At 29.2% G+C, this 24,094-nt stretch carries 25 protein-coding genes; 9 read left to right on the forward strand and 16 right to left on the reverse strand.

The window, feature by feature from the left end; all coding sequences use genetic code 11:
• The 4 genes from hisC to Q0714_RS04375 all read right to left on the reverse strand — a co-directional run bounded on the left by hisC (window position 1) and on the right by Q0714_RS04375 (window position 4,475).
• Entirely contained in the window at window positions 1–1,041 is a 1,041-nt protein-coding gene (gene hisC / locus Q0714_RS04360) for a histidinol-phosphate transaminase (RefSeq protein WP_298263087.1), read from the reverse strand.
• Entirely contained in the window at window positions 1,041–2,324 is a 1,284-nt protein-coding gene (hisD, locus tag Q0714_RS04365; protein WP_298263088.1) for a histidinol dehydrogenase, read from the reverse strand. The genes hisC and hisD overlap by 1 nt, the downstream gene beginning before the upstream one ends.
• Before the next feature lie 24 nt (window positions 2,325–2,348).
• Window positions 2,349–3,206, reverse strand: a complete 858-nt coding sequence (gene hisG / locus Q0714_RS04370) for an ATP phosphoribosyltransferase (RefSeq protein WP_298263089.1) — start codon at window positions 3,204–3,206, stop codon at window positions 2,349–2,351.
• 222 nt (window positions 3,207–3,428) lie between these two features.
• On the reverse strand, window positions 3,429–4,475 hold the full coding sequence (locus Q0714_RS04375) for an NAD-dependent epimerase/dehydratase family protein (RefSeq protein ID WP_298263090.1): 1,047 nt from the start codon (window positions 4,473–4,475) through the stop codon (window positions 3,429–3,431).
• 139 nt (window positions 4,476–4,614) lie between these two features.
• On the opposite strand from Q0714_RS04375, the gene ftcD reads away from it, so the two are divergent.
• Window positions 4,615–6,306, forward strand: coding sequence for a glutamate formimidoyltransferase (gene ftcD, locus Q0714_RS04380; protein WP_298263091.1), 1,692 nt, complete (start codon window positions 4,615–4,617; stop codon window positions 6,304–6,306).
• A gap of 61 nt (window positions 6,307–6,367) precedes the next feature.
• Here ftcD and Q0714_RS04385 read toward each other — a convergent pair whose 3' ends face one another.
• Both Q0714_RS04385 and Q0714_RS04390 read right to left on the reverse strand, forming a co-directional pair.
• Window positions 6,368–7,567 carry a C40 family peptidase gene (locus Q0714_RS04385; RefSeq protein WP_298263092.1) on the reverse strand — a complete coding sequence of 400 codons (1,200 nt, stop codon included), beginning with the start codon at window positions 7,565–7,567 and terminating at the stop codon, window positions 6,368–6,370.
• A 12-nt stretch (window positions 7,568–7,579) separates the two neighbouring features.
• Window positions 7,580–10,207, reverse strand: a complete 2,628-nt coding sequence (locus Q0714_RS04390) for a valine--tRNA ligase (protein ID WP_298263093.1) — start codon at window positions 10,205–10,207, stop codon at window positions 7,580–7,582.
• Between the two features lie 111 nt (window positions 10,208–10,318).
• On the opposite strand from Q0714_RS04390, the gene Q0714_RS04395 reads away from it, so the two are divergent.
• Window positions 10,319–10,765 carry a DUF1573 domain-containing protein gene (locus tag Q0714_RS04395; protein WP_298263094.1) on the forward strand — a complete coding sequence of 149 codons (447 nt, stop codon included), beginning with the start codon at window positions 10,319–10,321 and terminating at the stop codon, window positions 10,763–10,765.
• 46 nt (window positions 10,766–10,811) lie between these two features.
• On the opposite strand, the gene Q0714_RS04400 is transcribed toward Q0714_RS04395, so the two are convergent.
• A complete protein-coding gene (locus Q0714_RS04400; RefSeq protein WP_298263095.1) occupies window positions 10,812–12,158 on the reverse strand; it encodes a PDZ domain-containing protein in 1,347 nt (448 codons plus the stop codon).
• A gap of 158 nt (window positions 12,159–12,316) precedes the next feature.
• Between Q0714_RS04400 and Q0714_RS04405 the strand changes: the two genes are divergently transcribed.
• The gene (locus Q0714_RS04405; protein ID WP_298263096.1) at window positions 12,317–13,510 is read left to right on the forward strand and encodes a pyridoxal phosphate-dependent aminotransferase; all 1,194 of its coding nucleotides are present in this window, start codon (window positions 12,317–12,319) and stop codon (window positions 13,508–13,510) included.
• Window positions 13,511–14,512 carry a UDP-N-acetylmuramate dehydrogenase gene (murB, locus tag Q0714_RS04410; RefSeq protein ID WP_298263097.1) on the forward strand — a complete coding sequence of 334 codons (1,002 nt, stop codon included), beginning with the start codon at window positions 13,511–13,513 and terminating at the stop codon, window positions 14,510–14,512.
• Here murB and Q0714_RS04415 read toward each other — a convergent pair.
• Window positions 14,509–15,474 carry a type I phosphomannose isomerase catalytic subunit gene (locus Q0714_RS04415; RefSeq protein WP_298263098.1) on the reverse strand — a complete coding sequence of 322 codons (966 nt, stop codon included), beginning with the start codon at window positions 15,472–15,474 and terminating at the stop codon, window positions 14,509–14,511. The genes murB and Q0714_RS04415 overlap by 4 nt on opposite strands.
• Window positions 15,474–16,610: a cysteine desulfurase family protein gene (locus tag Q0714_RS04420; RefSeq protein ID WP_298263099.1), complete on the reverse strand. Its 1,137-nt coding sequence runs from the start codon at window positions 16,608–16,610 to the stop codon at window positions 15,474–15,476. Before Q0714_RS04420 ends, Q0714_RS04415 begins: the two co-directional genes overlap by 1 nt.
• Window positions 16,611–16,694: 84 nt before the next feature.
• Here Q0714_RS04420 and Q0714_RS04425 point away from each other — a divergent pair, with 84 nt between their 5' ends.
• Window positions 16,695–17,171, forward strand: a complete 477-nt coding sequence (locus Q0714_RS04425) for a hypothetical protein (protein WP_298263100.1) — start codon at window positions 16,695–16,697, stop codon at window positions 17,169–17,171.
• Here Q0714_RS04425 and Q0714_RS04430 read toward each other — a convergent pair whose 3' ends face one another.
• Window positions 17,172–17,735 carry a DNA mismatch repair protein MutS gene (locus Q0714_RS04430; RefSeq protein ID WP_298263101.1) on the reverse strand — a complete coding sequence of 188 codons (564 nt, stop codon included), beginning with the start codon at window positions 17,733–17,735 and terminating at the stop codon, window positions 17,172–17,174.
• Window positions 17,736–17,810: 75 nt separating this feature from the next.
• On the opposite strand from Q0714_RS04430, the gene Q0714_RS04435 reads away from it, so the two are divergent.
• The 3 genes from Q0714_RS04435 to Q0714_RS04445 are packed head-to-tail and all read left to right on the forward strand — an operon-like array spanning window position 17,811 to window position 19,167.
• Entirely contained in the window at window positions 17,811–18,443 is a 633-nt protein-coding gene (locus tag Q0714_RS04435) for a hypothetical protein (protein WP_298263102.1), read from the forward strand.
• 49 nt (window positions 18,444–18,492) lie between these two features.
• Window positions 18,493–18,762: a CD225/dispanin family protein gene (locus Q0714_RS04440; RefSeq protein ID WP_298263103.1), complete on the forward strand. Its 270-nt coding sequence runs from the start codon at window positions 18,493–18,495 to the stop codon at window positions 18,760–18,762.
• A gap of 9 nt (window positions 18,763–18,771) precedes the next feature.
• Entirely contained in the window at window positions 18,772–19,167 is a 396-nt protein-coding gene (locus tag Q0714_RS04445; protein WP_298263104.1) for a DUF2752 domain-containing protein, read from the forward strand.
• Here Q0714_RS04445 and Q0714_RS04450 read toward each other — a convergent pair whose 3' ends face one another.
• Both Q0714_RS04450 and Q0714_RS04455 read right to left on the reverse strand, forming a co-directional pair.
• Window positions 19,168–19,578: a hypothetical protein gene (locus Q0714_RS04450; protein ID WP_298263105.1), complete on the reverse strand. Its 411-nt coding sequence runs from the start codon at window positions 19,576–19,578 to the stop codon at window positions 19,168–19,170.
• Window positions 19,575–20,150 (reverse strand): sigma-70 family RNA polymerase sigma factor, encoded by a 576-nt coding sequence (locus tag Q0714_RS04455; protein WP_298263106.1) that lies wholly within the window; start codon window positions 20,148–20,150, stop codon window positions 19,575–19,577. Before Q0714_RS04455 ends, Q0714_RS04450 begins: the two co-directional genes overlap by 4 nt.
• A gap of 136 nt (window positions 20,151–20,286) precedes the next feature.
• Here Q0714_RS04455 and Q0714_RS04460 point away from each other — a divergent pair, with 136 nt between their 5' ends.
• Window positions 20,287–20,646: a DUF6249 domain-containing protein gene (locus tag Q0714_RS04460; RefSeq protein WP_298263107.1), complete on the forward strand. Its 360-nt coding sequence runs from the start codon at window positions 20,287–20,289 to the stop codon at window positions 20,644–20,646.
• Window positions 20,647–20,712: 66 nt separating this feature from the next.
• On the opposite strand, the gene folE is transcribed toward Q0714_RS04460, so the two are convergent.
• Genes folE through kdsB form a run of 4 tightly spaced genes read right to left on the reverse strand, consistent with a single transcriptional unit; the run spans window position 20,713 to window position 24,094 of the window.
• The gene (gene folE / locus Q0714_RS04465; RefSeq protein WP_298263108.1) at window positions 20,713–21,399 is read right to left on the reverse strand and encodes a GTP cyclohydrolase I FolE; all 687 of its coding nucleotides are present in this window, start codon (window positions 21,397–21,399) and stop codon (window positions 20,713–20,715) included.
• 44 nt (window positions 21,400–21,443) lie between these two features.
• A complete protein-coding gene (gene hisS, locus Q0714_RS04470) occupies window positions 21,444–22,814 on the reverse strand; it encodes a histidine--tRNA ligase (RefSeq protein ID WP_298263109.1) in 1,371 nt (456 codons plus the stop codon).
• A gap of 43 nt (window positions 22,815–22,857) precedes the next feature.
• Window positions 22,858–23,334, reverse strand: coding sequence for a hypothetical protein (locus tag Q0714_RS04475; RefSeq protein WP_298263110.1), 477 nt, complete (start codon window positions 23,332–23,334; stop codon window positions 22,858–22,860).
• A gap of 10 nt (window positions 23,335–23,344) precedes the next feature.
• A complete protein-coding gene (kdsB, locus tag Q0714_RS04480; protein WP_298263111.1) occupies window positions 23,345–24,094 on the reverse strand; it encodes a 3-deoxy-manno-octulosonate cytidylyltransferase in 750 nt (249 codons plus the stop codon).

A 24,094-nucleotide genomic window follows, 5' to 3' on the forward strand; every position in this document is an offset into this window, starting at 1 on the left:
TTAAATAGTTTTTAATGCATTTATAAGTTTTGTATTTTCTTGTTCATTCCCTACCGTTAAACGTAATGTGTTTTCACATAAAAGTTGAGAGGTTCTATTTCTAACAACCACTCCTTGTTGAAGTAATTGATGATATATTTTTGTTGCATCAGGAACTTTTACCAATACAAAATTAGCATCTGTTGGGTATATTTTTTCAATAAACGAAATGGTTTTAAGAGCGTTTATTAAAAACGTTCTTTGATTTAAAATAGTGGTTATTTGATTTTTAATTTCCAAAGGTTTTACCAATCTATCTATCGCTCTTTGTTGGGTCAATTCATTTATATTATACGGTGGTTTTATTTTATTTAAAATTGAAATAATTTCAGAAGAAGCATAACAAATTCCTAATCGAATACCAGCCATACCATAAGCTTTTGATAATGTTTGAGTAATTACCAAGTTTGGAAATTCGCTTAACCTTTGTAACCAGCTTTTTTGAGATGAAAAATCAATATAAGCTTCATCTATAACTACTATTCCTTTAAATGAATTTAACAGCTTCTCAACCTCTTTAGCTGTAAAAGAATTACCTGTTGGATTGTTTGGAGAACATAAAAATAATAGTTTAGAGTTTTTATTAGCAGAAGCTAAAATGGCATTTACATTGGGTTGAAAATTTTCAGTTAAAAGCACTTCTTTATTTTCTACATTATTAATCTCAGCCAATACTTTATACATTCCATAAGTTGGTGGTAGCGTTAAAATATTATCTTCTTTAGGCTCACAAAAAGCTCTAAATAATAAATCCAATACCTCATCACTTCCATTGCCTAATAAAAGTTGATGTATTGAAACCCCTTTTAATTTTGCCAACTCCATTTTTACTAAAATTTGTTGTGGGTCTGGATAACGGTTTACCCCATTCTCAAACGGATTTTCATTGGCATCTAAAAACACCATTTCTTTAGAAAAGTCTTTAAATTCATCACGTGCCGAAGAATATGGACTCACTTTTTTAATGTTAGCTCTAGTTATATTGTCAATACTAAAATTCATTATTTTAAATTATTTAAACGTAAAGTCACTGCATTTTTGTGAGCATCCAAACCCTCTGCCTCTGCCATAATTTCAATAGTTTTTCCTATATTTTGAATACCTTCCTTAGAAATTTTCTGAAATGAAATAGCTTTGGTGAAAGAATCTAAATTTACACCAGAATAAGCTTTGGTATGCCCATTTGTAGGTAATGTATGATTGGTTCCTGAAGCGTAATCACCTGCACTTTCAGGAGTATAATTTCCTATAAAAACAGAACCAGCGTTTTCAATTCCATCAGTATAAAAATCATTCGTATTAGTACAAACAATAAAGTGTTCTGGACCGTACTCATTTATAAGTTCTAAAGCCACTTCTTTAGTTTCTACAAAAATTAGTTTTGAATTTTCAATTGCTTTTTCTGCAATTGTTTTTCGCGACAAACTATTCAGTTGTTTTACTAATTCTAATTTAACACTTTCCAGTATTTTTTTAGAAGTTGTTACCAAAATAACTTGACTATCGGTTCCATGTTCTGCCTGACTCAATAAATCTGAAGCAACAAAACTAGCATTTGCACTATCATCGGCTACTACTAACAATTCACTTGGTCCTGCAGGCATATCAATTGCAACTCCAAACTTTGTTGCTAATTGCTTCGCCACCGTTACATATTGGTTACCTGGTCCAAAAATTTTAAATACTTTTGGAATACTTTCAGTCCCAAAGGCGAGTCCAGCAATAGCTTGAATACCCCCTACTTTTAAAATAGTTGTAACACCACAAATTTTAGCAGCATAAATAATTGCTGGATTAATTTCACCTTTTTTATTAGGAGGAGAACATAAAATTATTTCTTTACAACCCGCTATTTTGGCAGGAATTGCCAACATTAATACCGAAGAAAATAATGGAGCGGTTCCTCCTGGTATATATAAGCCTACTTTTTGAATAGGTCTTTTTTCTTGCCAACAAAAAACACCACTTGTAGTTTCAATTTTATGGGTCTTGGTTTTTTGGGAACTGTGAAACTTAGAAATATTATTTTTTGCAACTTGTATGGCTTCTTTAAGTTCCTTTGAAATTAAATTTTCAGCCTGTAAAATTTCTTCGTCAGTAACTTTGATATTGGTTAATTCTACACCATCAAATATAGAGGTATATCGCTTAATTCCGTCATCACCATTTCTTTTTACATCATCAAAAATTGAAGAAACTGTTGTTTCAATAGCTTCAACTGTTTTTGTAGGTCTTTGTAAAAGTGAAGACCAATTTTCTTTTGGTGGATTTATATTTGTGTTCATTTTAAAACTTATTATTAATTAAAATTATAGTACCATTTTTTCAATTGGAATTACTAAAAGTCCTTCAGCTCCATTTTCTTTTAATTCATCTATGACTTCCCAAAATGAATTTTTTTCAATTACTGTATGAATTGAGCTCCATCCTTCTTCTGCCAAAGGTAAAACCGTAGGACTTCTCATTCCTGGCAGTAGTTTAATAATACTTGGTATTTTTTCATTGGGTGCATTCATTAAAATATATTTAGATTTTCTAGCTTTTAAAACCGCTTGAATTCTAAATTGAAGTTTGTTCAATATTTCTTGATTTTGGTTGGAAATACTTGGAGAAACAGCCAACACTGCTTCGCTTGTTAATATTTGTTCAACTTCTTTTAAATTATTTTTAAATAAGGTACTTCCACTGGAAACAATATCACAAATTGCATCAGCCAAACCAATATTAGGAGCTATTTCAACAGAACCATTAATGATATGTATGTCTGGTTTGACATTGAATCTTTTAAAATAGTTTAAAACGGTATTGGGATATGAAGTTGCTATACGAGCTTCATTTAAATCTTGAATATTAGTATAAGATACATCTTTAGGCACTGCAATAGAAACCCTGCATTTTGAAAACCCTAATTTTTCGGCAACAGTAATATCTGTACCCTTTTCAACTAAAACATTTTCTCCAATAATAGCAATATCTACTACACCATCTCTTAAATATTGAGGAATATCACCATTTCTCAAATAGAAAACCTCTAAAGGAAAGTTACTTGCTGAAGCTTTTAATTGATCTTTTCCATTATCAATTGAAATACCACAATCTTTTAATAGTTTAAGTGAATCTTCGTTTAATCTTCCTGATTTTTGAACTGCGATTTTTATTTTATTCATTTTTTAATTTCATAAGTTTCAGTAAATCAAAAAGGAATAAAAACAAAAAACCCGTTTGATTTACTCAAACGGGTTTTTAAATATATTTTTAACTTTATTCAATACATTTTCAGCTCGCTTGAGTGCCAGTATGAAAATGATGATGATGTAGTTGAATAAATGTCATATTTTTTATTTTACTTGGCAAATATATAAAAATGATTTAATAAACAACCAAAAACTTTATGAATTAAGTTCTAAATATTTTTTTACAAAATTCTTAACCCCATCTTCTAGCTTAGTCTGAGGCTTAAAATTGATGTAGTTAAATAAACTTTCAACATTGGCATAGGTAGATTGTACATCTCCAGGTTGCATAGGTTTAAAAACAACTTTCCCCTTTTTCCCTAACGCTTTTTCAATTGCTTTAATAAAATCCATTAAAGCAACTGGACTGTTGTTTCCAATGTTAAAAATTTGATATGGTTTTGAACTTTTTGATGGTACAGGTTTTTTTGGATTAAACTTAAGGTTATTTTCTTTTGGTGCTAAAGGCAGCAATCTTTTAATACTTTCAACAATATCACCAACATAAGTAAAATCCCTACTCATATCACCATTATTAAACACTTCAAATTCTTTATCTGCAACTATTGCTTTGGTAAAAATATGCAGTGCCATATCTGGTCTTCCCCAAGGTCCATAAACCGTAAAAAACCTTAATCCAGTTGAAGGAATGTTATACAAATTAGCATATGAATGTGCCATCATTTCATTGGCTTTTTTACTTGCTGCATACATTGCTAAAGGATGATCGGTACAATGATCTTCATGAAAAGGAATTTCTTCACTTAAACCATATACAGAACTTGATGAAGCAAATATTAAATGTTCTACAGGAAATGCTCTACAGCATTCTAAAATATTTAAAAATCCGGTAATATTACTATCTACATATGAATGTGGATTTTTTAATGAATAACGTACACCTGCTTGTGCTGCTAAATTTACCACATAATCAAAACTTTGAGCTTTAAATAACTTTTTTAAATTATCTAAATCTGTTAAATCTAATTTTATAAATGAATTTAAACCTACCGATAGTAATTTGTTATATTCAATTTCAGAAGTTTTAAAACCTAAATCAGTTAATCTGGCTAGTTTTAAATTAACATCATAATAGTCATTAATATTATCCATTCCAACCACTTTGTAATTGTTTTTCAACAATAATTTGGCTAAATGGTGACCAATAAAACCGGCCATTCCTGTAATCAATACTTTTTTCATAAGTTCTTTTGATTTTTTTAGGTCTTGCACAAAAATAAAACTAATTGCTAAAACAACTTAAACATGTAACATTTATTTTAAAAGATTGATTTAATTTGAAAATAACTGATTAAATTTGACTCATTAAATTTTGAATAAAATGAACAAACAATTAATAGAATGTGTTCCTAATATTAGTGAAGGACGAGATATCACAAAAATTAATGCAATTGCCAACGTAGTTGAAACTGTTGAAGGAGTTAAGTTATTAGATGTTGACCCTGGAAAGGCCACCAATAGAACAGTAATTACTTTTGTAGGTGAGCCAGAAAATGTAATTGAAGCAGCTTTTAGGCTCATTAAAAAAGCTTCTGAATTAATTGATATGAATAAACATAGTGGAGAGCATCCTAGATTTGGTGCTACAGATGTTTGTCCGTTAGTTCCAATTTCTAATATAAGTCTTGAAGAAGCTGCTAAATATGCTCATAAATTAGGAGAACGTGTTGGGAATGAATTGGGAATACCTGGTTATTTTTATGAAAATGCAGCCAAGGAAGAAAAAAGAAAAAATTTAGCTAACTGTCGTTCCGGAGAATACGAAGGTTTAAAAGAAAAACTCGTAAAACCAGAATGGAAACCAGATTTTGGTCCTGCAGAATTTAATACCTCTGTAGCAAAAAGTGGTGCTACCGCAATTTCTGCACGTGATTTTTTAATTGCTTACAATATCAATTTAAACACTACTTCAACTAGAAGAGCTAATGCCATTGCATTTGACATTCGTGAAGCTGGAAGAATTTTACGTGAAGGAAACCCATCTACAGGGAAAAAAGTGTTGGATGCCAATGGTGAACCTGTTAGAATTCCTGGAAAATTAAAAGCTGTTAAAGGAATTGGATGGTATATTGAAGAATATGGTATTGCCCAAATTTCATACAATTTAACCAATATTAGTATTACTTCTATGCACGTTGCTTTTGACGAAACCGTAAAAGCAGCAACAGAAAGAGGTTTACGTGTAACTGGCTCTGAATTAATAGGTTTAATACCTCTTAAGGCAATGTTAGATGCTGGAGATTATTTTTTACGTAAACAACATAGATCTCTTGGTATTTCTGAAGAAGAAAAAATTAAAATAGCGGTAAAATCTCTTGGATTAGATGACTTAAAACCTTTTAATCCTAAAGAGAAAATTATTGAATATTTATTAGAAGATGATACTAAAAAGTTAGTAGACCTTACCGTAACTGGTTTTGCTGAAGAAACCGCTGGAGAATCTATGGCTCCAGGAGGAGGATCTATTTCTGCTTATGTAGGTGCTTTAGGAGTTTCATTAGGAACTATGGTTGCTAATTTATCTTCTCATAAAGCTGGTTGGGACGATAAATGGGAATTTTATTCAGATTGGGCGGTAAAAGGACAAGCATATAAAAACAAACTACTATTTTTAGTTGATGAAGACACCAATGCGTTTAATAAAATTATTGATGGATTTAGAATGCCAAAATCTACTAATGAAGAAATTGAAGCTAGAAAACAAGCTATTGAAACTGCAACAAAATATGCAACTGAAATTCCTTTTGAAGTGATGCAAACCGCCTACAATTCAATGGAAGTGATGAAAACTATGGTTAAAGAAGGAATGCAAAGTTCTATTTCAGATGCTGGTGTGGGAATATTGTGTGCTAAAACTGCTGTAACTGGAGCATATTTTAATGTACGCATCAATGCAAAAGATATTAAAGATCGTAATTTTGCAGATGCTATTATTTCTAAAGCCAAAGACATTTATAAGAAAACTTGTGCTATTGAAAAAGAGATTATGGACTATATTGATTCTAAAATGTAAGAACTTTCACTATAAAAAAGGGAGCAAATTAATTTGCTCCCTTTTTTATGTGTTTAACTTGCTATAGTTTAATAGATTCATTGACTAATTTTAAATCAATAATTAAAGAATCTTGTACACCTAAATAACGTTTACTTCCTAAATACCTCTCTTCTAAACTTTGCTCATAATTTTCTGAAGTTCTATTCATCGAATTCAATTTAACCCTTTGCGATTCATGAATAAATTCCATTTTATCATTTCCTAACCAAATTCCAACATGAGTAACTCTTTGTTTTTTTGTAGCAGTAGCCTTAGTTCCAAAAAACATTAGATCTCCTTTTTTTAATCCTTCAAACTTAAGGTTTTCATCTACTGTTTTACCAGCTAAAATTTGCTGAGAAGCATCTCTTGGAATCACAAACCCATTCATTAAATAGATAGTTTTCACAAAACCACTACAATCTAATCCTTTTGAAGATGTTCCTCCCCATAAATATGGAGTTCCTAACAAGTTTCTTGCATAATTTTCTATCAATTCTGCAGAAGGTTCTAATGCCTGAATCCAATCTACATACATTTTAGATGCGTCTTTTTCCACAAATCCAACTCTTTTATCTGGAAATTCAACTTTATAAGAGTTTTGCAATTCATCAAGCACTTTTAATTGAGCTCCTAAAACCACATCAGACAGTACAATACTTAAGTCTTTATCTTGAAAAATAGTCCCTACTGTGTTGGTAAATATTATTTTTTTTGCTGTTTTCCAATTTGAATATTCTTGTTCATCCATAAGTGTTAATCCACCATGGTCAACCCAACCAATATAACTATCAGGTGTTTGAATTAAATAAAAATCGTCTTCAGCTTTTAAAACATTCAATTCTGTTCCAAGAATACTTTGAGTTACTAACTCTGCAGAGTGCTTAGAGTTTGACCTAATATTGGCAACAGAATTATTTATAACTCCAAATTTTAAATTCCCCACCGAACTATTAGGTAAAATAGTAACTTCATTTTTAAAATCAATAGTTTCATTTGACAGTTTTTTTAGTAAAATATTTAAAACTGAAGGTTGGTTTGTTTCACCACTTAAAATCAACGTATTATTTGCATTCTCAATTGCAACCTCATAAATTGCTACTCTTTTATCTGGCACATGTTTTTGTCTAATGCTATCATTAAAATTACTGATGTTTATTAGTGAATTATTTGAAATAGTACACGAAAAGAATATGATTACTACTAAAATAAATGCTGCAATTGTAGATGGTATTTTCATAATGATTAGAGTTTATAAGCTTTTTAAACTTGCCTTTATAGTTTCAATTTTTGCTAATGCATCGGTTTCTTTTTGACGCTCGTTTTTAATAACTTGTTCTGGAGCATTAGTTACAAATCGTTCGTTACTTAATTTTTTTTGAACCGACTTTAAAAACCCTTCAGTATACTTTAACTCTTCTTCTAACTTACTTTTTTCGGCATCTATATCAATATCAGATCCCATAGGTATAAAGTACTCATTTGATTTTACTCTAAAACTCAAAGCGCCATCTACTTTTTCAGTAACATAATTTATCTTAGAAAGGTTTCCTAATTTTTCAATAACGGCATCAAATTCATTGGTAATATTATCATTATTTAACACTGAAAACTCCAACTGATTTTTAAATGCAATGTTTTTATCTTTTCTAATGGTTCTAATTCCTGAAATAACTTCTGAAGCTATTTTAAATTCATTAATTAATTTTTCATTTACCACAATGGTTTTTGGGTATTCAGCAATAATTAATGCTTCTTCAGAAGTTCTATTTGTTATATGTTGCCAAATTTCTTCTGTTAAAAATGGCATAAATGGGTGTAGTACTTTTAAATTATCTTCTAAAAATGAGATGACACTTTGTAAAGTATTAATATCAATTGGTTGTTGATATGCTGGTTTTACCATTTCTAAAAACCAAGAAGAAAAATCATCCCAAATTAATTTGTAAATACTCATTAGCGCTTCACTAATTCGGTATTGCTCAAAAGAGCTCTCTATCTCTTTTAAAGTTTGCTGAAATTTTGCTTGATACCATTCAATTGCAATTTTAGCTGCTTTAGGTTGTTCCAATGTTTCTGATACTTCCCAACCTTTAATTAAACGAAAAGCATTCCATATTTTGTTTGAAAAATTTCTTCCTTGTGCGCATAATTCTTCATCAAATAATAAATCGTTTCCAGCAGCTGAGCACAATAACATTCCAACTCGAACACCGTCAGCTCCATATTTTTCCATTAATTCAATTGGATCAGGGGAATTTCCTAATGATTTAGACATTTTTCTACGTTGTTTGTCACGTACAATTCCAGTAAAATAAACATTTGTAAATGGCTTTTCTTGTCTAAATTCATAACCTGCAAAAATCATACGTGCCACCCAAAAGAAAATAATATCAGGTCCCGTAACTAAATCGTTTGTTGGGTAGTAATAATTTATTTCTTTATTATCAGGAAAACGAATGCCGTCAAATACAGATATTGGCCATAGCCAAGATGAAAACCAAGTATCTAAAGCATCTGGGTCTTGTTGTAAATCATTTTCCGAAAGCTCTTTTCCTAATTTTTTTGAAGCAATTTTTACAGCTTCCTTTATGGATGCAGCTACCACAAAATCATTCTCTCCATCACCATAAAAATATGCTGGAATTTGATGTCCCCACCATAATTGACGAGAGATGTTCCAATCTCTAATATTTTCTAACCAGTGACGGTAGGTATTGTTATAATGTTTAGGAAAAAAATGAATTTCTTCATCTTCTAAAACCGCTTTTAAAGCTGGCTTTACAATAGTATCCATTTTTAAAAACCATTGTGCAGATATTTTAGGTTCTATAACTTCTTTTGTTCGTTCAGAAGTACCTACTTTGTGAAGATGTTGTTCAATTTTCACTAAACAACCTAATTTTTCAAGTTCTTTAGTAATTTCTTTACGAACCACAAATCTATCTTTTCCTTCATAATGCAGTCCGAAAGAATTTAGTGTAGCATCGTCATTAAATATATCTATTACTTCTAAATGATGCTTTTCTCCTAACACTTTATCATTTTGATCATGAGCTGGAGTAACTTTTAAACAACCTGTTCCAAATTCAACATCAACATATTCATCTTCAATAATTGGAATTATTCTGTTAGCAATAGGAACAATTGCTTTTTTTCCTTTTAGATGTTTAAACCGTTCATCATTAGGATTGATACAAATTGCAGAATCACCTAAAATTGTTTCAGGACGTGTAGTTGCAATAGTTAAGTGCTCATCACTTCCTTCAATTTTATAGTTTACATAATATAGATTTCCTTGTTTTTCTTCAAAAATAACTTCTTCATCAGATAAGGTTGTTTTAGCAGATGGATCCCAATTAACCATTCTGTAACCTCTGTAAATTAAACCTTTGTTATATAAGTCTATAAATACTTTGGTTACGGCTTCATTTAAATCATCATCCATCGTAAATTTAGTACGCTCCCAATCACAAGATGCACCTAATTTTTTAAGTTGCTCTAAAATTATTCCCCCATGTTTATCTGTCCAATCCCAAGCATGTTTTAAAAATTCATCTCTAGTTAAGTCTGATTTTTTAATTCCTTCTTGTTTCAGTTTATCAACTACTTTAGCTTCTGTAGCAATAGAGGCATGGTCTGTACCAGGTACCCAACAAGCATTAAACCCTTTAAGCCTAGCTCTTCTAATTAAAACATCTTGAATGGTATTATTCAACATATGCCCCATATGCAATACTCCAGTAACATTTGGAGGTGGAATTACAATTGTATAGGGTTCTTTTTCATTTGGTACAGAATGAAAATAATTATGTTTCATCCAGTAATCATACCATTTATTCTCAACTTCTTGTGGATTGTATTTTGTAGCTAAACTCATTTTGGTCTAATTTTTGTAAACTAATTTGCAAATGTACAATTATAAGGGTAAACATAAAATATTTTGAAAGCTTAAAAAAATAACTAACTTTACACTTTAAACTTAAAAATTATGAAAAAAATAATAACTATTTTATTTATTGGATTGTTAACAATTTCAATGAGTGCACAAGAAAAGCAAACTGAAAAAACACAAGATCCAAATGCGCCTATGTTTGAGTTTGAAACTGAGGTTATTGATTATGGTAAAATTGAATTAAATGCTGACGGTGTTCGTGTTTTTAAATTTAAGAATATTGGTAAATCTCCATTGGTAATTACTAAAATTGATTCAAGTTGTGGTTGTACGGTGCCAAAAAAACCTACAGATCCAATTATGCCAGGAGAAACTGGTGAAATTGAAGTTAAATATGCAACAAACAGACCTGGCGGTTTTTCTAAAATGATTACGTTGCATTCTAATGCAAACGAGCCTGTTAAGAGATTGCGTATTAAAGGAATTGTTATAAAACCAGAGTCTTCAATGGTAAAACAAAAATCTACGGTTTCATCTAAGTAATAACAACAGTATTGTAGTATAAAAAAGCGTTCAATTGAACGCTTTTTTATTTTAACATATTTTTTAATCTGAAACTAAATTCATAATGTTGAGCATTACGTTCAACAACCAAATTTATTTTTTTATTTTCTTTCTCATAAAATTTATGAACAATTTCTTCTAATTTCATTTCATGAGCATATTTTCCATTGACTTTTACTATGATATCATCTTTTAATAATCCTGCGTAAAAAGCCGGTGATTCATTTTGAACTTTAAATATTTTATAAGAAGGTTTAAAAGCATATTTATATTTATAGTCCAAAATAACTGTATTATTTCTACTGCTTCCATTGTTTTCAGAAAATGAAAAACTCGCATTATCCCTTTGTTTTACAAGTACTTTCCCATTATAAACTAACTCAATCCCGCTCATGTTATAATTAAATGGATTTTTAAATGAACTATTTCTTTTTAAAATAATTTTTTGTTTTTTATAATCAAAAGTAACATTAAATCTTTTTAAAACACTTGCTCCCATACTTCCATTCCTTTCTTCAAATTTACGTGCAAAAGATATTGATATGGAATCTGGATATGAAACTGTAGGCTCTTTTAACTCATGCTTACCAATCATTAAAGCATTAATTTTAGCTCTTTTCCCATGAACAGTACCACTTAGCCCCTCACCCAAAAAATCAACAAAAAACTTTTTTGGAGGTAAAATATCAGGATGACTATTTTCAAATAACCACATTGCATCACTTCCACCAGAATCAATTAATAATTTAACTGGAGTTATTTTATTTGGTGATGTTGGTAATTTAACCCCAACATTTATATAAGGTTTTAATTTATAAAATTCTAAATTTAATATTTCGCACTTTTTACAGTTTTTATACTCATATGCGTCAGAATCATAAAAAGTTATACGTTTTGAATTATAATTAATATCTACTACAAAGTCTTTTAATAATTCAAAACCAATAATCCCATGTACTGTAACACCTAATTTTGAGGATAAATCAAAGCTATCATCAAAAATCACGTAAAGACTTTGGTTTATACCACTTATCTTATTAATATTAAAAATATTGCCTTTTGACAAAATAGCATCAACAGGTTCTTCACTACCGAGTCCTTGTAATTTAATTTTCTTTAAATTATGTAATGGAATGGAGTCTTTATCATTTAAATTAAATAATATGGTTGACCCAACTCCAGAATCTAAAATAAAATTCAATTTTTTACCATTAACTTCTATTGGAATTACAATTAAATTATTTAATAGTTTAAACGATAATGTTTGCTTTTTTGAGTTGTTTTTAAAATCAAATTTACTTTGAGCAGTACTTGTAAACAAACTACCAAATAGCAAAATTAAAATGGTAATATTTTTAAAACATTTAAGCAATATGGGATGAATTTATATTTTTAGTTAAACTACAAAAACACTAAAGTAATACCTAACTTTTATGAAAACTTTAACCTTTAACAATTTACACTAAATGTTCCTTATTTTAAAATATATTTTGCAATTTTGTGATATAATTTTTTAATCAAAACTTACCAATGCCAACCATATCAAATAAAGGAAAAAATATGCCTGAGTCACCAATTAGAAAATTGGTTCCTTATGCAGAAAATGCTAAAAAAAGAGGAATTGAAGTATTTCACTTAAATATTGGCCAACCAGATATTAAAACACCTGATGTTGCATTAAAAGCTATCAAAAACAATACCGTTGAAGTTCTTGCATACAGTAGGTCAGAAGGATCTGAAGAATACAGAACAAAAATTGCCAATTACTATGCAAAAAACAACATTCAGGTTACTGCTAATGAAATAATAGTTACTACTGGAGGTTCGGAAGCTCTATTATTTGCTATGGGTAGTATTACAGATCCAGGTGATGAAATTATAATTCCAGAACCTTTTTATGCAAATTATAATGGATTTTCAACTGCTTCTGGTGTAAATGTGATACCCGTAATTTCCAAAATTGAAAATAATTTTGCATTGCCTCCTATTTCTGAATTTGAAAAATTAATTACTCCTAAAACGAAAGCTATTTTAATTTGCAACCCAGGAAATCCTACAGGATATTTATATTCAAGAGAAGAAATTGAAAAATTAGCTGAAATAGTAAAAAAACACGATTTATTTTTAATTGCAGATGAAGTATATAGAGAATTTGTTTACGACAATGTACAACATCAATCTGTACTAAATAATTTTGGACTGGAAAATCATGCTATTATTATAGATTCTGTATCAAAACGTTACAGTATGTGTGGTGCTCGTATAGGTTGTTTAGTTTCTAAAAATAAAGACGTTATAAATACTGCTATGAAATTTGCACAAGCACGTTTAAGCCCTCCAACATTTGCACAAATTGCAAGTGAAGCAGCTTTAGAAACTCCTCAATCGTATTTTGATGAAGTTATAGCTGAATATAAAGATAGAAGAGACACCTTAATTAAAGAATTGTCTAAAATTAACGGTGTTAAAGTTGCTGAACCTAAAGGTGCTTTTTATTGTGTTGTTGAATTACCTGTTGATGATGCCGATAAGTTTGCTCAATGGATGTTGGAAAATTTTAATCTAAACAATCAAACAGTTATGGTGGCTCCTGCTGCTGGATTTTATTCTACTAAAGGAATTGGAACAAATCAAGTTAGAATTGCCTATGTATTAAAAAAAGAAGATTTAATTAACTCCGTAGCAATTTTAAAAGCTGCCATTGAAAAATACAACGCCAATTAATTGACAATTCAACAAAACATATCTTTAAAAAAATACAATACGTTTGGCATTAATGTGTATGCCAAACGTTTTGTTGAAATAACTTCAATAGAAGAGTTAAAAAAAATTATTACACAAGAAACTGATCTCTTTTTATTGGGTGGAGGAAGTAATATGTTATTAACTTCAGATATTGAAAAACTGGTAGTTCACTTAAATTTAAAAGGAATTATTGTTAATGATACTAAAAGTGATGTTGTTTTTGTTACTGCTGAAGCTGGTGAAAACTGGCACAATTTTGTAACTTGGTGTATTTCTCAAAATTATGGTGGTTTAGAAAATTTGTCTTTAATTCCCGGAAATGTTGGCGCGTCTCCAATTCAAAATATTGGAGCTTATGGTGTTGAAATTAAAGACACGTTTCATCAATTAGAAGCTTTGGAAATTGCCACTGGAAAAATAGCAGTTTTTACAAATAAAGACTGTGAATTTGGTTATAGAAATTCTGTTTTTAAAAATAAATACAAAGGGAAATTTATTATTACTAATGTTACTTTTAAATTAACTAAAAAAAATCATAACATAAATATTAGTTACGGAGCTATTAAAGATTACCTTCAAAATATTAAGAAACCAACACTTAAAAATATTTCAGAAGCTGTTATTTCAATTAGACAAAGTAAACTTCCTGATCCAAAAGAAATTGGTAATAGTGGAAGTTTTTTTAAAAACCCTGTAGTTGCTTTAAACGATTTTCAAATTTTAAAAACTAGCTATCCAAAAATTCCACATTATGTAGTTTCTGAAAATGAAATAAAAATTCCAGCTGGTTGGTTGATTGAACAATGTGGTTTTAAAGGTAAACGCTTTGGTGAAACTGGTGTTCATAAAAAACAAGCGCTTGTTTTGGTTAATTATGGAAATGCTACTGGAAAAGAAATTTATGAATTGGCAAAAAAAATACAGCAAACTGTTTTAAATAAGTTTGCCGTATCTCTTGAAATTGAAGTTAACGTTATTTAAACAGTTACTTCTAACAATTTACATTCACCTTCCACTAAAACATTTTTTACAGAAGCTGGAATTAAAATAGTTTCTCCAAAATTGATGGTTTCTGTATTTCCACAAATTGATATATTCGCATTTCCTTCAACACACATAAAAATCACAAATGAATCAGTTGTGGTGTATTCTAATTCTAAATCACCTTCAACTGGAATATAATTTGTTTTAAAATACTCACATTTTACTACTTCATTTAAATTATTTTTTTTTGAAGTATAGTTTCTTTTAGTATCAATATTGTTGCTAAAATTTAATGCATCAACTGCCAATTCTGTATGTAATTCACGTTCATTTCCTTGATCATCAACTCTATCAAAATCATAAATTCGATAGGTAATATCTGAAGTTTGTTGAATTTCAGCTAAAACAATACCGGCGCCTATTGCATGTACCGTACCCGTTTCAATAAAAAATGCGTCACCTTTTTTAACAGGCACATCATTTAAAACTGACATAATTTTTTTTTCTTCTAATAACTTTACATACTCTTCAGATGTAATTGTGTTATTAAATCCTAAAATTAATCTAGCTCCTTCATCCGCTTGCATAATATACCACATTTCTGTTTTTCCAAATGAGTTATGTCTAGCTTTAGATAATTCATCATTTGGATGCACTTGTACAGATAAATCTTGTTTGGCATCAATAAATTTGATTAACAAAGGAAATTTAGTTCCAAAATTGAGAAAATTATTTTTTCCTAATAATTCAGCTTGGTAAGTTTCAAGCAAATTTTTTAATGATGTTCCTTTTAAACTTCCATTTGCAACAATAGAAACATCTCCTTCCACATCAGAAAGTTCCCAACTTTCACCAATATTATTTAAAGTTGATGGTTTATTTAATTTTGTTACAAGTTTATCGCCTCCCCAAATTTTGTCTTTTAAAATTGGTTGAAATTTTATTGGATAATTAAGCATTATTTTAGTATTTCTTTTAAATTTTTAATTACGTAATCTATTTCCTCTTTGGTATTTAATTTACTAAATGAAAAACGAACAGACGTTTTTAAAGCATCATTTTCAGAAAGAATGGTATGAAGTACATGAGATCCTTTATGGCTTCCACTTTGACAAGCACTACCACCAGAAACTGCAATTCCCTTCATATCTAAATTAAAAAGCAGCATTGCATATTCTTTAGGAAAACGTACGTTAAGTATGATATAACTACTTTTAAATTCATCCTCAGACGCTCCATTAAATTCTATTCCTTGAAAATTACTTTTAAGCTCTTTAACAAAATAATTCTTTAAGTTTTGTAAGTAAATTACTTCTTTGTCTAAATTAGTATAAGCAATTTGCAGCGCCTTTTCCATCCCTAAAATACTATGCACATTTTCGGTTCCTGCTCTAGCTCCTCGCTCCTGTTCTCCTCCATGCAAAATTGGAAAAATACCATACCCTTTTTTAATGTATGCAAACCCAACACCTTTTGGCCCATGAAATTTGTGGGCACTTGCCACAAAAAAATCTATCGGTGTTTTTTGGATATCTATTTTAAAATGACCAACACCTTGAACCGTATCTGAATGAAAAAGAGCTTTGTTTTGTAGGCATAAATCTGAAACCTGCTTTAAGTTTAATATATTCCCAATTTCATTATTAACATACATTAAACTCACCATTTTTTTTGAAGTATCTTCTTGAAGCAATTCTTCTAAATGAGTATAATTAATTTCCCCTTTTTCATTTAAATCAACCCATTTTACCACAATATCAAACTCTTTAACTAAGTTTTCAATAGTATGTAAAACTGCATGGTGCTCAATTTTTGATGAAATAATTGTAGTAACCCCTAAATTTACTACGGCATTTCTTAAAATAAGATTATCTGCTTCACTACCGCCTGCCGTAAAAACTATTTCATTTGCCGATGCATTAAAATATTTAGCAATATTTTTTCTAGCAGTTTCAACTAAGGCTCTTGCTTTTCTTCCTATTTGATGTGTGGAAGAAGGGTTACCATAAACAGTAGCCATTGTAGTAGAAATAGTATCAATTATTTCGGGTAATATTGGCGTTGTTGCTGCGTTATCTAAATAAATATTTTTCATCAATTGCAAAAGTAATTAAAATAGTTGGTTTCATATTACGCTGAATTGAGTAAAACTGCTATTTTTGTTTCGAAAATATTTATTATGAAAAAATTAATTTCGCTTATTATACTAACTACATTCATTTCTTGTAATGATGGAGATTTTGATGTACCTGCTTTTGAATTTTCTGAAACAGTTTCTAACTGTGGTGAATACTTACTATATGTAACTAACGCCAGTAAAACTGAAACATTAATTTTAAATTTTACCAATAAACAAATTAGCGGTACGGAAGGAGAAAAATCTTTTGAAATTTCTTCATCTTTACCCGTTACTTATAGAATTTTTGAAGAAGCAATTGGTGCAGATTATTTTTGTCAAGAAATACCTCCAGCAACACCAAAAGTAGTTAAAGAATTAACAGCAGAAAGTGGTACTATAAATATTACAACCCATTTAAAAGAAGGAAAAACAGATGTTTATGAATATGATATTTCTTTTACAAACTTACTGTTTTTTGATAAAAATGACGAACGAATTTTCTTTGAAACTTTAAATTTTGGCACATTTACCAACTAACTACTTTTTAGTATTTTGATAAATGTAAACTTCTGTAGCACCTAAACCATATTTTTTAAAAGAAGCAGCATACCAATCTACCTGGTATTTTTTAAACAAATATTCCAATTCTGTTTTTAAAACTCCTTCTCCTACTCCATGAATAAAAATAATTTTTGGAAATCTATTTCTAATAGCAAATTCTAATTTTTGTTTAGCAGTATCCATCTGCAAAGTCAATATATCAATTTTATCCATACCTCTTGTTGAATCAATTAACTGATTGATATGTAAATCAACTTCCATTGGAGGTATTTGGTCTTGTTTGATGGTAGATTTAAACTTTGGTGTGTGTTTTTTAGGTGAAGTTTCATGTATTTTTTCCAACAAATCTTCATTTTTTAAATCACTATACTTAGAAAGTTCTGCTTGATTTTCTTTTATTAAAACCAATTCATTTTCATTAAAATCAAATTCAAAACCATCTGTAGATTCAATACAAATTTTATTATTTTTTATTGCAACTACCTCACCCTTAATAACATCATCTAAAACCGCAACAGTATCCCCTATTTTAAATCGCATATATTTAACTTTTTATTAAATTTATCAAAATAATTAAACAACATTCTAAATGTATGTTTGTGCAAATTTAAATTCATGTTGGATACAATCTCTATAAATACAGAACAATTTTTTAAAAATGCTAAAAAAGATTTAAAAATAGATGAAAATAGAAAATTGCTGTTAAAATCTATTGCTCTTTTTATTGTGAAAGAAATTAAAGCTCAAAAGAAAGTTAATCTCAATTATATTTGCACTCATAATAGTAGAAGAAGTCAACTAGCACAAGTTTGGAGTAGCTTTGCTTGTTCCTATTTTGAATTAAAAAAAATCTCCAATTTTTCTGGAGGAACAGCAGCAACAGCTTTTTATAGAAATACTGTTAAAACATTACAAGAAGCTGGTTTTAAGTTTCAAATTATTGAATTTTCACATCAAAATCCAGTGTATGCAATAAGCTATAAAAATTGTATTGATCCTATCATTGGTTTTTCCAAATTATTTGACGACGAGTATAATAAGAAGCCTTTTATAGCTATTACTACCTGTTCAAATGCCGACGAAAATTGTCCGTTTATTCCAGATGCTGTAACGCGTTTTCATTTGCCTTTTAACGATCCCAAAAACTTTGACAACTCACTATACCAAGCTGAAAAGTACATGGAAACCAACAAGCAAATTGCTGGCGAAATTTATTTTATTTTTGAAATGGTAAAAAATTCTATTTAATTTTTTACTTTCGCTTTTAATTAATTTTAAGAACATTAAAAATATTGGCATGGAACAAAATCAACCAAAAAATTACTTAGTAGAATCTATTTTAGTAACCATTTTTTGCTGTTTACCATTTGGTATTGCAGGAATTGTATTTGCCTCACAAGTAAACTCAAAATATGCAAGTGGAGATTATGAAGGAGCTTTAAAAGCTTCTAAAGATGCAAAAAAATGGATGAAGTGGGGTTTAATTTCAGGAATTATAGTAGCAGTTTTATATACTGTATTTCTTTTTGCCTTAGGAGGTATGGCAATGTTAGGTGGAGATTTTTAAAAATAACTCATGAAACTAAAATACATAGGAGTGCTTTTACTTGCAATAGTTTTGGCATTCCTTTATTTTTTTATAAATCCCAATGAAGTAAATTTTCTGCCAAAATGTCCATTATATGCAACCACAGGAATTTATTGTCCAGGATGTGGTAGTCAGCGTGCTACTCACCAACTTTTAAATTTTAATTTTTTAGGGGTAGTTCAACAAAATGCCTTGTACATTATTGGGCTTTTTATAATAGGATATCATTTAATAATTTCGGGAGTCAATTATTTCTTCAAAAAAAAATATTACAATTATATTTATCATTCCAAAACTCCCATAGTATTATTAATACTAATTATTATTTTTTGGATACTTCGAAATATCCCTTATTACCCTTTTAATTTATTGGCTCCTAAATAATTAATTTGGTAAAACTTTTTTTGCATAAAAGTGCTTTATAGCGAATAATTGAAATACTACTAAAACTGCGAAAAGTAAAACTGAAAATGTAAAAGTAGTTGAGAACTTTAAATTATTGATAAAGTCAATTTCATTAAATTTATTTAAATAAGACGAATCTAAAATTAAAAAAATTTCACTGCTTTGAAAATTACTTAGTGAAATAAAAATGCTCATTCCCATTAAAAGAAGAGTTATTACAAACCAACCAAAATTTGATATTAGAGGCTGATAATTTAGATAAACTACTTTTTTATTCTCAACATCTATTGCTTTCATTACATTAGATACAAAATCAGTTGAAGGTGTTTCCAAACCAACTTCTTTTATAATACTTTTGGTAAAGCCTTCTATGTTATTTTCAGTTTTCATAATAAATTAATTGTATTTGGTTCAATTACATTCTTTAAAATTGAAACTAATTTTTTTCGTACTCTATATAATTTAATTTTTACATTGTCGGCACTTAAATTTACAATTTTTGAAATTTCTTTCACCGAAACTTCTTCATAATAAAATAATGTAACAATTGTTCTTTCCTCTTCAGAGAGTTTTAAAAGCGCTGTATTAATTATTTTTTTTCGGTCTTGCAACTCTAAAAAATTCAATCCGTGCGAAACACTTTCTACATCACTTTCATTAAATATATCTATATTTTCAGGATAAATCGTTCTTTTTTGTTTTTTTAAAACATCCAAACTAGCATAGTACGCAATTTTATAAATCCAAGTTGAAAATTTAGAGTCGCCTTTAAAACTTTTCAAGTTTGTATAAGTTTTTACAAAAACATCTTGCGATATTTCTTCAGCCTCTTCCCTATTTTTAACTATACGTAAAGAAAGTGTAAACACCATATGTTTATACTTTTCAACTAAAAAAGCATACGCATTAACGTTACCATTTAAGGTTTCATTTATATAGTATTCGTCGGGTTTGGCATTCATTTTAACATAAGACGATTATTGAATAAAGTTGGTTACAAATTATACTAAATTAATTAATTTAATTTTTTTGTAACCTAGTTAAAATTAATTTCGTCATACCTTATGAAACAAATTAAAAACTTAAATTTTATTTAATATGGAAGCAGTACTAGTATTTATATCATTATTTGTAGTAGTTTTTGGAATCTTTTATTTACACTTTTCAACAAGAAATAAAGAACGATTAGCATTAATTGAAAAAGGTGCTGATGCAAGTATCTTTTTTAGTGCAAAGGCTCAAAAGAAACCTTCAGTACCTATTTGGAAAGTATTGATTTTAAATTTAGCCGTTTTATTAATGGGTATCGGATCGGGAATATTTATTGGTTCAATTTTAGAAGCATATACTCTAATAAATGATGGTGTAGCTTATACAGGTTCAATATTTTTAATGGCAGGAATTGGTTTATTTGTAGGATTTACTTTATCTAAAAAATTAATTGAAAAAGAATCATAAAGAAAACTCTTTTCACAAAAAAAGCACTCAATTCTGAGTGCTTTTTTATTTATATTATTTGAAATGCTATTCAAATTCAGTTTCTAGGTTGATATAATCTAAAAACTCTCGTTTAACATCTTTTTCCTTAAACTTACCACCAAATTCAGAGGTTACTGTACTACTTTCAATGTCACGAACTCCTCTAGAATTAACACATAAATGCTTCGCATCAATTACACAGGCAACATCCTCAGTACCTAATGCTTTTTGCAATGCTTGTACTACTTGCATTGTTAAACGCTCTTGTACTTGTGGTCTTTTCGCATAATAATCTACAATTCTATTCATTTTAGACAACCCAATAACATGACCATTAGAAATGTATGCTACGTGAGCTCTTCCTACAATAGGTAATAAATGATGTTCACAAGTTGAATACACTGTAATGTTTTTTTCAACCAACATTTCACCATACTTATAATTATTATCAAAAGTTGATAGTTTAGGCTTATTTGCTGGATTTAAACCTCCAAAAAGTTCATTCACAAAAGCTTTTGCTACTCTTTTAGGAGTTCCTTTTAAGCTATCATCTTCCAAATCCATTCCTAAAGTATTCAAAATATCTTTTACACTTTCTTGAATACGTTTAACTTTTTCTTGATCTGAAATCTCAAAAGCATCAGCTCTTAATGGTGTTTTAGCAGATGATCCTACGTGATCATCTCCTCTATCATCTATTTTATCTGTCATTACGTTTTTACCTTCAAACATTTTGATTTTCTTTAGCCTGCAAATTTACAATTTACTTTTTTAAATTAGCTAGTGATTTCGAGTAATTCTTTTAAAGTACAAACTTGTTGTTCACCCGTTTGCATATTTTTTAAGGTATACTTATTATTTTCAACTTCTGATGCTCCTACTAAAACCACATAAGGTATTTGTCTTCTATTCGCATAATTAAGCTGCTTTTTCATTTTAGCAGCATCTGGATATAATTCAGATTTGATATGGTTTTTTCTTAAGGTTACCAAAGCCTTCATACAAAATGCTGCTTCTTTTTCACCAAAATTAATAAATAATACCTTTGGTTTTGGTAATTCTACTGCATCAAAAAGATTTAATTCTTCCAATACTAAATAAATTCTATCCAATCCAAATGATATCCCAACTCCACTCATATCTTTTAATCCAAAAATACCTGTTAAATCATCATATCTACCACCTCCACCAATAGAGCCCATTTTAACACCTTGTGGCGCTGTAACCTCGTAAATAGCTCCAGTATAGTAATTTAACCCACGTGCTAAAGTAACATCAATGTCTAAATTAGCCGTTTGTAATCCTAACATTTCTATATTATCAACAATAAATTTTAAATCTTCCACTCCTTTAGTTCCTTCTTCAGAAGTTGTTAATAGTTGTTGAAGTTGTTTTAATTTTTCTTGATTACTTCCTTTAAAATTAAATAAAGGCTCTACCTTTTGTATTGCTGCTTCAGAAATTCCTTTATCCAACATTTCTTTAGTAACACCTTCAGCACCAATTTTATCTAATTTATCTAAAGCAACAGTAAAATCTATTAATTTATCTTTAGCTCCAATAATTTCAGCAATTCCTGCTAATATTTTTCTGTTGTTAAGTTTAATGGTCGTACCTGTTAACTTTAACTTACTAAAAACGGCATCATACAATTGTACAAATTCTACTTCTTGCCATAAACCTTTGCTTCCAACTACATCAGCATCACATTGATAAAATTCTCTAAAACGTCCTTTTTGGGGTCTATCTGCACGCCAAACTGGTTGCATTTGATACCGTTTAAATGGAAACTCAATTTCATTTTGATGTTGTACTACATAACGTGCAAAAGGGACTGTTAAGTCGTAACGCAATGCTTTTTCAGAAATTTTTGAAGTTATTTTTATACTGTCTTTTGAAATTAATAAATCATCTTCTACTTTTTTCAAAAAATCACCAGAATTCAATATTTTAAAAATTAGCCTATCTCCTTCTTCTCCATATTTTCCCATTAAAGTTAAAGAGTTTTCAAAAGATGGAGTTTCAATAGGTTGAAAACCATACATTTCAAATACTTCTTTAATTGTTGAAAAAATATAGTTTCTTTTTGCTACTTCGGTAGGTGAAAAATCACGTGTTCCTTTTGGTATGCTTGGTTTTTGTGCCATTTTAAAAAATTAGTTTGCAAATATCTGAAATTTTAAAAACTAATTAAAGCTTTTCTAACATAGTTTTTTCGCTATTGGTTAGCGGTACATCATTTTCAAACTTGGCTTTGGTTGGATAAATAGCTAACATCATTAAAACTAAAATTCCTGCCAAAATAAAATAAAAGCTGTTATTGGTTTGAAATGCAAAAAATAAACACATAAAAGCTGGAAACTCTAACATTGCCATTCTAAACACATGAGCTGTACTGTATTTTATTGCTTTTTGAGTTAAACTAGCTTCTTTAGAAATTTGTTTTATCAGCTTTGAGTATAATGATTTACTTGCTAAATTTCCAATAAATGAAATAATAATTGCTAAATATAAAAATGCTTTATTGGTTGTATATGAAAAAAATAGTTGGTCTTTGGCAGTATACACCACATAAATTGCAAAAATTATCACCCCTAAAAATAATGCAAAATGAATAAGTTGTAGCGATTTAATAAAGTCTTTTGGTTGTTTATTAGCGTAGCTCATAAAGTAATTTTTATGGTTTTTTAAATTTGTTCATCTCTTTATAAATAGCGTTAGCTTTTTCTAAATCTTCAGGAGTATCAATACCAATGGCAACCTTAGAGGTTTCAACCATTTTAACTTTTAATCCATTAGCTAAAAAACGAAGATTTTCTAATTTCTCTGCAGCTTCTAATTGGTTAATTGGTAAGGTAGTAAATTTTAATAATGCTTGTTTTGTAAATGCGTAAATTCCAATATGTTTAAAATAGTTTGCTTTGGTTTTATCTCTTGGAAAAGGAATAGGAGCACGTGAAAAATACATTGCAAAATTATGTTCATCACATACTACTTTTACATTGTTTGGATTATTGATTTCTTCCAAATCATTCATTTTGAACATTAATGAGGCTACATCAACTTTTTTAGCTAAGTCATTTTTAAAAACTTGTAATAATTTTTGAAGTGGCTCGGTTTGCGTAAAGGGCTCGTCTCCTTGAACATTTACAACAATATCAACCTCTAAATTTTCTATTGCTTCAGCAATTCTATCACTGCCTGACTCGTGTTCTTTCTTACTTTTTATTGCTTTTCCGCTATTAGAAATTATTTCATTATAAATAATATCACTATCTGTAACTACATAAACTTCATCAAATAAATTTGATTGTTTGGTGGCTTCATAAGTTCTTAAAATAACCGATTTACCAGCTAAATCTTTCATTAATTTACCAGGAAATCTACTTGCTTCATAACGAGCCGGAATCATAGCTACTGCTTTCAT

The sequence above is a fragment of the uncultured Lutibacter sp. genome, from assembly GCF_947493565.1.
GTDB classification, from domain to species: domain Bacteria; phylum Bacteroidota; class Bacteroidia; order Flavobacteriales; family Flavobacteriaceae; genus Lutibacter; species Lutibacter aestuarii.